The sequence below is a fragment of the Bacillus sp. FSL P4-0334 genome (assembly GCF_038004825.1).
GTDB lineage: Bacteria > Bacillota > Bacilli > Bacillales > Bacillaceae > Bacillus > Bacillus velezensis.
Genome location: NZ_JBBORX010000001.1, coordinates 2,540,233 through 2,555,951, shown reverse-complemented (window position 1 = coordinate 2,555,951; position 15,719 = coordinate 2,540,233). Strand labels below are relative to the sequence as shown.

The following is a 15,719-nucleotide window of genomic DNA, read 5'->3' as shown; positions in this document are numbered from 1 at the left end:
CATTCCTTTTCTTTATAATTCTTTGAAATCAAGTAAAGGAATCAGCAATTCTGACTCTTCCTTTTCTGGAGTTTCTCCATTGTCGATCCAGCATTGTTCCTTATTGAATATAATCGGAGAAAGCGGGTGTCTTTTTGTCTCTCCATATCCTAATGTGAGATGGCTGTCGCTCAATATCATATGTGCGTTCGTGCCCCCGAATCCAAAAGAACTGATTCCGGCTCTCAAAACCCCTTTTCTGGGACGCCATTCTTTTAAAGACGTGTTCGGAAAGAATGGCGACTGATCAAATTTAAAACGCGGATTTGGCGTTTTACAATGTAATGTCGGCGGGAGCATCTGATTTTTTATGGATAAGGCAACCTTTATAATACTCGCTATCCCCGCTGCGCTCATTAAATGTCCGAAATTCGTTTTTACGCTGCCTACTCCGCAAAATTGCCTTTCTTCCGTAACCTCCCGGAACACTTCTGTCAGCGCTTTTAATTCAATAGGATCTCCTATCATCGTACCGGTGCCATGCGTCTCGACATAACTGAGAGTATCTGCATCAATTCCGCCTTTTTTCAGGGCTTTTTTTATCACTGCGCTTTGCGCTTTCGGATTAGGTGTTGTCATTCCCATTGTCTGTCCGTCATTATTAACCGCGGATGAGTCAATTACCGCGTAAATTCTGTCACCTTCGGCAAGGGCGTCATCAAGTCTTTTCAAAAGGACTGCGCCGCATCCCTCTCCCGGTACAAATCCATCTGCCTTCTCATCAAATGTATGACATTTTCCTTCAGGTGAAAGCGCCCGAGCCTCACTCAGCATGACGTAAGGCTTTTGATCCAGCAAAATGTCAACTCCGCCCGCAATCGCCATATCTGACTCTTTTAACATCAGGCTTTGACAAGCGAGATGGACGCTGACCAATGAAGAAGAACAAGCCGTGTCTACAACCAGATTCGGTCCTTTCAGATTAAAAAAGTGTGAGATATGCGCGCCTATGAAATTTTGTCCTATACCCACGATCGTATTTTTTGAAGGGGAACCTATTTTGGACATAAACGTCCCGGTCCGCGAACCGATGAAGACGCCGACTTCTTTGTTTGATACTTCTTCTTTTGTATAGCCGCCGTCTCTCAATGTCTGGACACTGACCTCAAGGCATTTTTTGATTAACGGATCAAGCTCTGATGCCTCACTTTTGTTCATATTAAAAAACGCGGGATCGAAAGACTCAATATCTTGAAGAAATCCGCCCCACTTACTGATACTTTTTCCCTTTTCATAGGTGTCAGAGTAGTATGAAGAAATATCCCATCGCGACGCCGGGACTTCGCGGACACTATTTTGTCCTTTCTTCAAATTTGTCCAGAACGTTTCTGTGTCCGGAGCATCCGGAAACTCACAGCCCATTCCGATAATAGCGATTTGGTTCAGACTGGTTTGTTGTATTTGAGATCCGCTGTCCCGTACTTCGGAAGCATTTTGATTTATATGTTGCTCTTTTTTCCGAACCTCAATGTTTTCTGAATCAATTTGAGGACTGATCCCCTCACTTGCAAATAATTCGTTGAAATAGACACCCAGTTGTGAAAAACTCGGATACTCCAGAAAAGCTGATGGTTCAATTTTTATTTGAAATGCAGCTTCCGCTTTTTTGACAAGCTGAACCAGTAAGATTGAATCAACACCGTAATCCGTAAAAGACGTATCCTGATCTAAATTCTCATAAGGTATTTTCAGCTCCGCGGAAAAAATCTCCATTAACTTCCTGATCATAGCTTCATTGTCTCCCTGACCAGAGATCTCTTTTTCTTTAGCATCCGGGTTATTTATAGCAGCTTGAATTCTTGTCTGAAGCAGCTGCTCCAGATTGAATTTCTCCGGATGTGTCTTTGCCGGCATAAGGCAGGGGTATCCGTTTATCGTCATCATTTCATCCAGCATGGCAATACCTGTTTCTGTTGAGTGTGAAAGTAAACCAAGTGCCTGATATGATGGACTGGTCACCTCGCCCATCCCAATGTCCTTCCAGCTCGGCCAGTTAATTGATTGATAATACGTTCTGCCGGCTGCATGCTGATACGCCGCAAAGTAATCCATAAAAGCGTTCGCTGCGGCATAGTCACTTGTTCCGGCGCCTAATAAAGGAAAGGCGCTCGCAACAGATGAAAACAAAATGAAGAAATCAAGTTTGTCATCAATAAAAATGTCATGAAGTACCTGCATCCCCTGTACCTTTGGCTCAAATACTTCTCTTATTTCTTGATCAGATTTATGAATAAAAGCCGGATTCGAATGATTGGCTGCACCAGCGCAATGAATCACCCCGCCGATTTTGCCGAACTTCAGTCTCACCTTTGAAAAGAAGCGTTGTAATGTTTCTTTTTCCGTGAGCGGCCCGGAATACACTTCCACCTGAACTCCCTTTTGATCCAACTCATGCAGCAGTTGTAATTTCGAATAAAGAGATGACTTTTCATCGGTGTCTTTTAACATGCCGGCTATTTTATCAGATTCCGGAAGGTCGGTTACTCCCATCAACACAAGTTTTTTGACTCCCTTGCCGGCATAATGTCTGGCAAGTTCTGCTCCGATCCCTCTTGTTCCCCCTGTAATAATCAGGGTTTGATCCGTACGGCATACTGGCAGACCGGATAGTTTCCGGTTTATTTCCGCTGCATGTAATTTCTCGACGTATGGAATATAACGTTCACCGTTCCGGTAGCAGATTTCACTATACAGCCCGTCAGCGTAAGCTTCATCTGTGATTACCTGTCTCAATTCCGCCGCAGTCCCGACATGACCGTCTACATCTATTGTTTTTGATTTTATCTTTTGATACTCCGCACTCAGCATTTTATATAGTCCGGCTGTTTCGGCTCCGGCTAACGACGGCTTGTCATTCAGAAATGTCTGCAGCCCTCTGGTCACATGTAAAACGAAAAGCTGTTTACGTGTCTTTATGATTTCCTGCAGCAGTGTCAGCTTCCCGATTGTGCCGGTGCGTGCCCCGTTTTGATCACTCCGCAAATCTGACAGGTCAATCATGCCGATGATTTCCGGATTTTCTTCTATGACCGCTAGAGCCGTTTTTTTGGCTTCCCCATCCGAATGATCCCAGTTATCTGCGCAAATGACAGCGGATTCAATCAGAGGATCTGAATCAAACAATTCGAATGCAAGCCGCTCACTTTCACTATTAGCCAGGATCATCACCTGTCCTTTCGTAAAAGCGGAGGGCGCAGCCTTTTGTTTTTTCCACGATTTTTTATATACATCAAATGGTAAGTGAGTCGGTGCGTGTGGCAGACTCTGCGGTACGCCTGTTTTTTTCTGTTTCTGTGCAGCTTTTGCGGCAGGCACCCAATATCTGTTCCGTTCAAAAGGATATGCAGGAAGAGAGACAAGCTTCGGTAATTCCGCAGTGTACATCTCTTCCCATTGAACGTCTCCTCCGTTCACCCAGTGAATGGCCATTTCTCTTGCACTTTTAAAGCGGGCGGCTGACAGGGCATCCTTTTGACCAGCGTCTCGGCGGGCCTTTCCCCTATATAAACCGTTTAACTTATGATCTGACCGCAAATACATCGTCAGCTTATTGCGAAGATCGTCAATGCTGCTAACCTCAACAGCGAGCCGCTCTTCCATAGCGTTTCTCCCGGTCTGCGAGGTGTACGCGGCATCAGCTAGTGACGTTTTTGGCCCCAGTTCATTTATATATGCATCAATCAAGAGTCTGAGCCGTTCTTCATTTTTGGCAGAAAGCAGAATAATTTGCGTCTTGTTGCTCTTTACCGTTTCCATCTTTTCTTCATTCTTATACTCTTCGATGATAATGTGGGCATTAGATCCTCCAGCGCCGAAAGAACTGATGCCTGACCTTCTGGCTTGATTTTGCGGCGTCTCCCAATCGGTCAGTTCAGACTGCACGTAAAACGGTGTTTCCTCAAAATCAATATTAGGATTTAAGTTATCGGAATGAAGGGAAGGAGCAAGCTGTTTATACTTCATTTGCATCAGCACTTTTGTGATAGAAGCAATTCCCGCCGCAGCCTCTAGGTGTCCGATATTTGACTTAACCGAACCAATTGCACAACGATAATCGCTTTTCGAGCTGTGCAAAGCTTTGGTTAAACCTGAAATTTCAATCGGGTCTCCCAAAGATGTCCCGGTGCCATGCGCTTCAATATAACTTATGCTGTCTGCATCAATCCCCGCCTTATCAAGAGTTTCACTGATGACGTTTGCCTGCTCGCCCGGATTTGGCACAGTGTATCCGTTTGTTTTTCCGCCGTGATTTACAGATGTTCCCTTAATCACACCGTAAATCCTGTCCCCGTCAGCCTTCGCGGCAGAAAGCGATTTCAAAAGAACGGCCCCGACTCCTTCTCCCGGCACATATCCGTCTCCTCCCGCTCCAAAGCTTCTGCAGCGCCCATCACTTGAAACAAAATGGTTTTGTGAAAGCAAAGTATATTTATCCGGGTGTAAGGATAAATTCACTCCTCCGGCTATAGCGAGGGTGGATTCTCCTCTTTTTATACTTTCACATGCAAAATGAACAGCAGAAAGTGAGGAAGAACACATTGTATCAATTGCAAGGCTGGGTCCGTGCAGGTCAAAGAAATATGACACCCGGTTTGCGATAGACGAATAAGAAGACAAGAGCGCCTGACGTTCCTCATCATCTGAAGCACCGGCTGCAAATAACTGATAGTGGCTGTAGGTGACACCGACAAATACACCTGTCTTATGCCGTTTCAACTTTTTCTTTGTGTAACCCGCATCTTCAAACGTGTGCCATGCTGTCTCTAAAAATAACCGTTCCTGAGGATCAATTAACTCGGCATCACGAGGCGAAATTGAGAAGAACAGCGGATCGAATTTATCAGCGTCTTTTATAAAACCTCCCCATTTGCTGTCATGACGGGCATTGTCACCTGTGTGATAATATTTCCGAAAATCCCAGCGCTCTTTCGGTATTTCCGTTATACAATCTTTTCCGGAAGAAATATTTTCCCAAAACTGTTCCACATCTTTCGCCATCGGGTAGCGGCCGGCTATACCGATAATTGCAATATCTTCCTCGGAAGGTGCGGATGGTATGCGGGAAACGGAAAGCTTCTGCCGTTTCGCCGGCGCCGAATGATCAATTCGCTGTTCGGCTGCCGGTAAAAACGCCTTCTGCAACTCATGCTGATAGTGTTCAAGAAAATACTCTGACAGCTCTTCAACACTGCTGTATTCAAAGAAAAGAGTCTTAGACACTCTTCCAAAATACTTTTCCAGACGGGAGTTAAGACCTAAAATCGTTAGAGAATCAATTCCGTAACGGTCAAACGTATCCTCGGGTAAAATACTGTCCGCCGGTCTTCCCGTTTCCGCTCCGACGATCTCTGTCAAAAGACGGACCGTTTGCTTTTTCAGATCTTTTTCATGTAATTGCGGCAGATTACTGTTGTTTTCAGGCACAGTCTCTATCTTTTTATGGTCAGTTGAGAGTAATTCACTTATTCTATCTTTGTCTCCGCTGATAACAGCCAGCTGAGAAGCAGAGCGGCTCATACTGTCCTGAAAAGCGGCAAGCCCTGCTTGGGCGGATAAAAGTTCCAGCCCTGCATGTCTTAAAGCCTGCAGCTCTCCCGGCCCGACTGTCATATTGCCCGCATCCCATAACGGCCAATTAATAGAAAGTGTTTTCCCGGGACGTCCCTTAATGCTTCGATACTGGGTGAATCCGTCCATACATCCGTTAGCGAAGGCGTAGTCGCTTTGACCCGCATTAGGCAGAACGGCCGAAAGGGATGAAAACATAACGAAGAAATCTAAAGGCTCTTCTTCAGCTGCTTTATCCAGCCAAACGGTTCCGAATACTTTAGGCGCTATAACTTCTTCTATGCTTTCTTTCGTTTTTTTTATGATAAATGCATCCTTAACAAGTCCGGCACTGTGCAAAATTCCGTTTAATTCTCCGAATGTCTGCTTAATGTGCTTAATCAAAGCGTCCGTCTCTTTTTCCTTTGAAATATCTGCCGGGACATATAAGGCTTCAGCGCCGAGATTTTCAAGAGCACTTAATTTTTGCGCCGTTTCACGGGAGGCCGGGGAACGCCCGGTTAATATCAGCTTGACTTCTGCCTGTTTCGCCAGATATTCAGCAAACAGATACCCGAGACCGCCGGCTCCTCCCGTAATTAAATACACACCGTTCTTTTTTACACTGAAACTATGTTTCTCCCCATCTTCTTTTTTTACTCTTTGAAGCTGCCTTTTATAATAATGCCTCGGCTCATAACAGGTAAAGTGGTCCGTCTTACATTGATTGTTCCATTCAAAAGAGATGACATCTGCAATATGCTGCTTTGTAAACGGCTCGTCAAACATTGATTTCAGCTCTGCAGCCTTACATGTGAAATTCGGATTTTCGGCCTGTACGGTCTTAAGAAAACTTTCAACCGCGTTATAAATCGGCTGAACCTCGCCCTCGGCATTTTCATACAGATACAAAATTTCTGCTTTCGGACAAAGTTTGTTCGCCATGAAGGCCTGAAACATTTGAAACAAGGAATACAGACTTTTATTGAGCTGCTTTCTCATTGCATCTTCTGTATTTTTGAAGAGCCCGGCAGCCAAAAAATGAATAATATGGCGGGGTCTTATATTTTGAGAACGCAGAACCCCGCATAACGCATCATAATCCTCACCTTTTGCAAAGTTCATTGTAAAACGACCGTTCCGGCAATCTTCGAAACGCTCGCCGGAAGTCACGTAAATGAAAGGCGCCTCATAACCTTCAAGCTGTCTCTTCATTACGGTATACATGCTGTCGTCTTCGCAAAAAAATAAAATTGGCTCTTTCGTATGCGGGAATTTTTTACTGCCTTTAAATTCATGTCTATCCCATACCATTTCATATAGATGGGTTGTCCCCAAGCTCTTAATTAATTCCAGCCCTTCTTCAGGCGTCAGGCTGCATTCTTTCACCTTTTTCACGATTTGCTCAATTTGCATCGTTTTTTCATTCATGGAAAAGCAACTCCTCTATCAGCTCTGACGTCTCTTTCGTATTCATCTCACCTGTTTGTGCTTTTTCAAGAAGCGACATGATTTCTCCATCTGCTGTATCTTTATTTGAGTTGTGAAGCTCAGTGTTCGAGAAAGCCTCAGCCTTCTGCGCTTCATCTTTATTTAAATGAATCCAATGTCTGTTCTTACTGAAAGGATAGAGAGGAAGAGACAGTTTAACCGGTTTGAGTTCCTCCTCATACAAGTCTTCCCAGCTGATTTCACAACCGATCGTCCACAACTGAGCCAGTTTGGCCGGCTTGTTTTGCTGAATCAGTGATTGTACATATGCATGACCTTCGGGGCCGCCGAATAAAGGAGCGTACAGACTATCAAAATCCGTTACATTTCCTTCATAAACACCTTGCAGCCTGCTCCCCTGGATGTAACCGTTTAATTTTTCAAGAAGATCTCCTGTATTCGAGCAAGTGATCGCAAGGCGGCATTCAAATGGTTCCCTTCCGGTTTGCAGCGTATATGCTATTTCTTCAAGACTGATTCCGGACTTCTCTCTAAAATTGCCCTTATACGGTTTATCAGCTGATCGATTCCGGATGCTGCTGATATAGCGGCACAGCTCGCTCAGTGTCTTTAATTCCTGAAATATGTCAAGTGATATTTCTGTGCCGTACATTTGGTTTATAAAAGAGATTAATTCGGAATAAGCCAACGGATCAAATCCGAATTCCGAAAGAGGTGTCTTTGCATCTATATCTGCGGTATCTAAACGCAGGATACCCGCTGCCGCTTCCCGAACCGCCTCTTGCAAATCACGTTCCTGCACCTCTTGCTGACTGAATTGAACTGATAGTTCTTCATGTAAAAACGTTGTTAACTCTTTGGCTTTAACCATCAGTCTTTCCTTTGTTTTGGCCGATAGAACAATGATTTGTTCCCGCTCGCCAGTTACTGCTTTATCTTGTCCGTATTCAAATTCTTCCACGATGACATGAGCATTTGCCCCGCCGAATCCAAAGGAACTGACTCCGGCACGGCGCGGAATTTCATTTCCTTTTCGATCTATTAATCTGGCCCACTTCATAGTTTTATTGACAATATGAAACGGTGTTCCGCTTAATTGAATGTAAGGGTTCAGTTCCTTGACATGAAGTGTGGCAGGCAGTGTTTTATACTTCATGGATAGTAATACTTTAATCAGCCCCGGCATTCCAGAGGCGGGCTCTAAATGACCGATATTCGTTTTTACTGAACCGATGCCGCAATATTGATCATGATTCTTTCCTGGATGCGGCTCAAAAGATCCAAACGCTTTTTTCAAGCCTTCAATCTCAATCGGATCTCCCAGTTCTGTCCCGGTTCCGTGTGCTTCAATGTAAGATATCGTATCAACAGGAATATCGGCATTTTTGTAAACAGACGTTAACAGTTCTGCCTGAGCTTCCGGGTTCGGAGCGGTCAATGAAGCAGATCTTCCTCCGTGATTTGCTCCGGTTCCTCTCAGAACTCCGTAAATATTGTCTCTGTCATTCATTGCCGCTTGCAATGGTTTCAATAACAGAACAGCTGCACCTTCACCGCGGACATAACCGTCGGCAAGTTTATCAAACGTCTTACACCGGCCGTCCCTAGACAAAATACCGAGTTTATCAGTATACATATGCGTGACTGGATCTAAAAGCAGCGAAACCCCGCCTGCTACCGCCAGCTCACTTTCACCATTTTGAATCGAGCGCACAGCTCTGTGGATTGCTACAAGACTGCTTGAGCAGGCTGTATCAATGGACTCACTCGGACCTCTGAAATTAAAATAGTGGGATACACGATTGCTGATGAGCGCCTGGCTGTTTCCGGTTCCCGCAAACGCGTGCGCCCCGTCCGAATGCCTCATCAGCAGCTGGCGGTAATCATTAAATTGAATGCCCGTAAACACCCCGATATTTTTGCCAGACAGCTTTGAAGCTTTGTAACCCGCATCTTCTATCGCTTTCCAGGTTTCCTGCAAATAAATTCTGTGCTGAGGATCCATGAGTTCTGCTTCCCGCGGATTAATATTGAAAAACGCCTCATCGAATTTATCGGCATCTGTGATAAAGCCGCCCCATTTCGAATATACTTCGTTGCTTCCTTTGCCTTCGGCGTATTTTTTCCAATCCCAGCGATCCGGGGGAATTTCCTGGATCAAATCTTTTTCATTGATTAAATTGAGCCAAAACTCATCTGCATTTTTTGCTCCCGGAAAAACACAACTCATCCCGATAATGGCAACTGGCTGCTTCTCCGGATGATGGTCAGCCTGTCTTGTTGTCTTTTTTTCAAACGGAAAACTTCGCGGCGGCTTCACGGTTTTCCCCGTGGTTTTCCCAGCGTGCACTACTTTCCTTTTTTCAGAAATGTTTTTTTCTGCATCTGTATTCCCTTTTGCAACAGTACGCAGTTCACTGTTCAGAAATTCTGAAAGAGACTTAATATGGCTGTAAGTAAAGAAAACGGCAGGTGTCAGCTTTAGTTTGTATTTTTTATTCAGTCGGACAGCTAATGTTTTCAAACTGATAGAATCAAAGCCGAGATTGCCGAAATTCTCTGCCGTATCCAGCTGTTCAATGTTAATTTTCAATAATTCCGATACCATTTGCTTCAGTTCTTCCAGGACATTGTCTGTATAAGCCGGTGCTGTATAAGAAATTTCCTCTTGACGAACCGGAAGCGTATTTACTTTTTGATGCGGCAGATCTTTTCTTGCTGGTGTCGTTTCGGCATCCCCGGTAACAACCGAAATTTGCGGGCAGTCACTTGCCAAAATCGTCTCAAAAGCCGCTATCCCTTCTTCCGTTTCCAAATAATCAAACCCGGATGCGGAAAGATATGCTTCTTCAGCTTCTTTGTTTAAATGCATTCCGCCTTTACGCCACAACGGCCAGTTAATCGAAATGCTCTTGCCTTGTCTCTCTTGCCGGCGGCTCTGTTCGGATCTCCAATTTATATATTGATCTTGAAAATAATTGCCCAACGCATAGTTAACCTGTCCAAAATCTCCGAAGACCGAAGAAATAGAAGAAAATACGATAAAGAAATCAAGCGGCTCATCTTTCGTTAATTCATCTAAACATACCGTGCCTTCAATTTTAGCAGTCATGCCATCTGAAAAATCAGCCAGATTCATCTCTGTAAATAACCGATCATCGGCATGACCAGCTGAATGAATAACGCCTTGAATGGAGCCCCAAGTCCGTTTCGTTTCTTCTATGACCCGTCCCATCGTCTTTTGATCTGCGGCATCAGCTTGATAATATACCGCATCTCCTCCAAGCGCCTGCAGCCGGTCAATGTTATGGCGTTTATCAGCTGTTAACGGTGACCTTCCCGTCAATACTAATTTTGCTTGATATTGAGAGGCCAAATATTTTGCGAAAATCAGGCCCAGACCGCCCAAACCGCCCGTTATGAGGTAAATCCCTTCCTGTTTCAGCTGATGAGAGTGCTCTGTATGATTGAATACATAGTCTTTTAATGTCTTAACATACCTCTTGTCATTAATATATTTAACTTCTTCAGCCTGCCGTTCCGCGCCTGAAACCATTTCGTTAAGACAAAATTCAGCCATTTTTTCAATTGATATACGTTCTGAAAAACCGATTGACTTCACATTCTCTGCGGATGGCACCAACATATTTGCCGTTTTTAAACAGCCTGCAAGAGCGCCCGTATACGGATCATTCACGCCTTCTTTAAAAGAGTGAACAAGAAGCAGAGAATGAAGATAAAGAGAGGCGTCACTGCGGGCGCTCAGGGCTTTTAATAAATAAAAAATTGATTCCAGGCCGCTGAGAAGGCGGTCACCCGCGTAAAATGTTTCTCCCGTGTGCAAGATGACATCAGGAGCAACCCCCTTTTTCTCCAATTCTTCGAATAAACGAATGTAATCTGAAGTCACTTCCGGTTTTACACAGAATGTCAGCAGATTTTGATCGGTCTGCCGCTGATCCGGCGTGACGAGAATGACACGGCTGTCTGATTGATTTTTCAGAGCTTCAGCTAATGCTTCATCTTTTGCAAAGACCAGAATTGTTTTTGGCTCCCTATCTTTGATTTCAATCAGAGGGTTTTTTTGATCCCACTTATGCTCATAAAAACGTACATTTTTATTAGGCTTTTCGCCAAAAACCAGCCCGCTCAGCTCCATCAAAATCCCGCCGGCATTGTCTAATACATACACATCATAAGCCGAATCGCTTTCTTCAGTTTGTTCTGCATATACATAAACGGGTTCAGTCTCATGATCAAAAATCGTACATTCCTTAATGTTTTCCGGGAGCTCTCCGGCATTTTCCCCCGCAAGGTATATGACGGCTTGATATACGCTCTCAATAACTTCCGGTTTGATTATGCACCCTTTCGGCCCGGCCTTTGCTTTTATTTTTAAAAGTACCTGTCCGTTCCTGCTGACGCAGTACTCTGCCGCTTTCAGACTGTCACTGCAGCTGTATCCGAATTCGGCAAGCCGCTGATAAAACGCTTCGTACGGTATGCGGTCTGCGCGCTGAGACAGAAACGGCTCAAGATGAACATTTCCGTTCTCGTACGCCCCGCCTTCTAATTCGAGCCGCCCTGAGGAATAAATGGATGAGTCGCTCTGTTTTTCTATAGAATACGATGCACCCTGATTATCCGGGGTTAATACAATCCGGATCTGCTCATTGCTTCCGCTTTGTAACATCGGTTCTCTAAAGGAGAGCTCTGTTAATTTAATAATCGGATTCCCTGAAGCCATCGCTCCGGCAGCTCTCGCCATTTCAATCTGGCTGAGAAACGGAAACATTTCCTTGTCTTGATACTTTGTTTTTATATACAAACCGGTATCGCTTACATTGATAAGAAACTTCTGTGCTTTAAAATCAGATATATTGCATGAAATGTAAGGATGCAGATCGTTATTAACGTTCATCCGGCGGCTTCCCATATTTTGCGCATCTATTCTGCATAGCTCTTTGGCAAATGGATATCCGGGTGCTGATACCCGTCTCAGAGTGTCATCTTTATAAAGTGACGGCCAATCTACCCCGTTACCGCCAACCCAGTATTCAGCAATCTTCAAAAGATCCCTGTTTGCGGCTGCTTCTTCAATTTCAACTTTATTCATCCTTTGAGCTTCTGTTGTGTCTTTGCCGCTTGTAAAAATATGATCCGTCGCGTTTCCGAGAATATAGTCTGTCAGTCTTTTAAGCAATTCATCTCTTGTGGAGGCGATAACAGCCAATCTGTGCGGCATTTCTTCTCTGCCGGTTTGTAAAGTAAATGCTGTATTTCTAAGTGTTTCTAATGGATAATCTCTGGCTGCTATATGTTCTTTTGCGCGTTTTGCGTATTCTGCCAGCCTGTCGGCATTTTTTGCAGAAAAAACAAATAAAAGCTGTTCAGGTTCTTCAGCCGCGAGAGGAGAGATAGCTTCATCCGCAAATTCTTCTAAAATAACATGGGCATTAGCTCCTCCTGCCCCGAAAGAACTGATTCCGGCACGCCTGGGAACGGATGACTCCCATTTTTCGGCACTGTCCGGTACATAAAAAGGTGTTTTTTGAAACGGTATATTTTCATTCAATTCAGCAGAATGAGTCAGTGACGGAACAATCGTTTTATGTTTCATTTGAAGAATAACTTTCGTAATGCCCGCTATGCCTGCAGCAGCCTCAAGATGTCCGATATTTGATTTAATCGACCCGATCGCGCATGTTTTCTTATCGCGTTCGGCACCTGAAAATGCTCTGGTCAGACCGGTGATTTCAATCGGATCTCCTAACGCGGTGCCTGTTCCGTGAGCTTCTATATAGCTGATGCTGTTTGGATCAATAAATCCTTTTTTTAAGGCTCTCGTAATGACCTCACTTTGAGCTTTGGGATTCGGCACGGTATATCCATTCGTCTTAGCACCGTGGTTGATGGCTGTTGCCTTAATAACTGAATAAATCTGATCACCGTCCGCAATAGCCTTTTTTACAGGTTTCAGCAGCACGGCACCTGTCCCTTCTCCCGGCACATAGCCGTCTCCTCCGGAACCGAAGCTTCTGCACCGGCCATCACTGGATAAAAATCCGCCTTGAGTCAGGAGTTCATATTTATGAGGATGAATGGATAAATTGACGCCTCCTGCAATTGCAATTTCACATTCATTCCTGATTAAACTTTCACAGGCAAAATGAACAGCCGTTAATGATGAGGAACACATCGTGTCCAAAGCAATACTTGGTCCGCTGAAATTAAAGAAGTACGATACCCGGTTGGCGATTGATGCATATGAGGAAGAAACGGCCGCTTCGTGACCAACGCTGTACAGCTGATATTGGCCGTACATAACCCCTGCAAAAACACCGACGTTTTTTCGTTCAAGCGTTTTCTTTGCGTACCCCGCATCTTCTATGGTGTGCCAAACCGTCTCTAAAAACAGTCTCTCCTGCGGATCAATTAATTCAGCTTCGGCAGGAGAAATATTAAAGAACAACGGATCAAAATGATACACATCGTCAATAAATCCCCCCCATTTGCTTTGGTTTTTTACTTCGTCGCCCGCCGCAGGCTGATAGTGCAGCCCCGAATCCCACCGATCCTCAGGTATCTCAGTTATACAGTCTTTACCGTTCAATAAGTTTTCCCACAGAGTATCAAGATCATTTGCCATCGGGTAACGTCCGCTGATACCGATAATCGCGATATCATTGTCATGATACTTCTCCTGCTGCACCTGATTTTTCATCTGGATTTTCTGTTTCCCGTTAACTTCGGCTGTCTGTTCATGATCTTTTTTCTTCTGAGATGGGGTGCTGCTCCCGTTTTCTCCTAACCGGAGTTTATGAAGAAGAGTATCCCTGTGCTCCTCAACGAAATACTGTGACAATTCTTCCGCAGTCTGATATTCGAATAACAGCGTTTTTGAGAGCGCGCCGAAATGTTTTTCAAGCTCATTCGTCATATTGATAATCATAACGGAATCAAGTCCGTATTTTTCCAATGCCTCTTCTGCATCTATTTTGTCCGCAGGCATCCTGAATTCTGCAGCAATCACTTTTATGATGAAATCAGATGTTTCAGCTTTCAGTTTCTCTGAATCAAATGATTCGATATTTCTCCCTGTTCCTTCATCTGCCTGAATATTGTCTTTTCGTTCATATAATTGCTGAACATGATTGTCAATTTGCTCATCTCCGTAAAATACAGTAAATTGCGAAAAACCGGAGGACAATGCGACTGCAAACGCTTCTTTACCTTCCTCTTTTTCTAAAGGATAAAAACCCGCCTTTTTCATTGTCTCTACCGTGCGCTCATCCACTTGCATGCCGACTTCTTTCCACAGCGGCCAGTTCAGAGAGAGAGAAATCGTATCAGAATCCCGGGCAGAACGCATATTCATGAAATGATCCATATAACTGTTTCCGAACGCGTAATCAGATTGCCCGACATTTCCCAACACTGCGGAAGTAGAGGAGAAGCAAATGAAAAAGTCAGGATTTTCTTTCTCAACGGCATCATTCAGCCACATCGTACCCAATACTTTCGGTCTGATTACCTGATCGAATTCCTCTCGTGACTTGTTAAGAAGGAAAGAGTCACGAATGATTCCCGCGCCCTGAATGACCCCGTTTACTTTTCCATAAGAAGTTTTGGCTGTTTTGACTACATATTCGGCTTCTTCCTTATTGGTAATATCAGCCTGAACATAAAGAGCTGACGAACCGGCATCCTCTAATCGTCTCAGCTGTTTTCTTATATGATCTGAAAGCGGAGATCTACCTGTTAGAACAAGGCAGCATTTTGTTTGAAAAGCCAAATATTCTGCAAAGGTAAATCCTAATCCGCCCGCGCCTCCTGCGATAATATATACTCCATTTTCTCTCAGCGGCACATCTCCGCTTCCGGAATTTTTTTCGGGTTCATACGTTTTGAGCTGTTTAACATAACGCTGCATGTCTTTATAACGAATCTCTACATCTGAAGGCTGGAAATCACTCAGCTCATTGCGTATGATATCAGCTGCGTGAACAGCTGCTATTGACTGCTCCATCTCAATGCTTTTTGCTGAGATTAACGGATTTTCCAGCTGCAATGTCCGCAAAAATCCGCTTGCCGCCGCGTAAAGAGGCTGTTCTCCAGAAAGATGCGAAAAATATCCATATAACAGCTTGATCGGTTTGCGGCAGTTATTTTTGAAGAGCGCCTGTTGTAGAAAAAACAAAGAATAGACTCCGCTGTCGCATTGTTCACGAATCGCTCTCTCTGTCTTTTCAAACGGCATGTCTGACCACAAATGCACCGCTTCCCGTATATCTGACTTCTCTTCTTCTATAAGCCATCCTAACAGGTTTATGTAATCTCTTTCAGAGCGGGGGTCGATTTCAAATACACCGTCCCCGGTTTTTCGAAACTCTTTCCCCGGCTTAACCAAAATAACCCTTGTATCATGCAATGCAGCAAGTTCTTTACTCACATCTTCATTTTTATCAAATAATAAAAGGCTGCCCTCGCGTCGGCCGCCTTTTACATGAATGCTGAGATCTGTCCGCTGCCAGATCGTCTGATAATATATCGCCTGTCCGTTACCCCCTGCGGAATGAGAACCAAGCTGCTGTATCCGCTTTACTCCTTCTTCCAAAGAAATGATGCCGCTTTCTATGTCAGAAAGTACTTTTTTTCTAATATGACGGGCTTCTTTCATA

The 15,719-nt window shown here is 44.3% G+C and carries 2 protein-coding genes; both read right to left on the bottom strand.

Annotated elements, in window-relative coordinates; translation table 11 throughout:
* Positions 1-12: 12 nt before the first annotated feature.
* Positions 13-7,017, bottom strand: coding sequence for an SDR family NAD(P)-dependent oxidoreductase (locus NSQ37_RS13190; protein ID WP_094032411.1), 7,005 nt, complete (start codon positions 7,015-7,017; stop codon positions 13-15).
* Entirely contained in the window at positions 7,010-15,718 is an 8,709-nt protein-coding gene (locus NSQ37_RS13185; protein WP_218791619.1) for a type I polyketide synthase, read from the bottom strand. The genes NSQ37_RS13190 and NSQ37_RS13185 overlap by 8 nt, the downstream gene beginning before the upstream one ends.
* Between the last annotated feature and the right edge of the window lies 1 nt (position 15,719).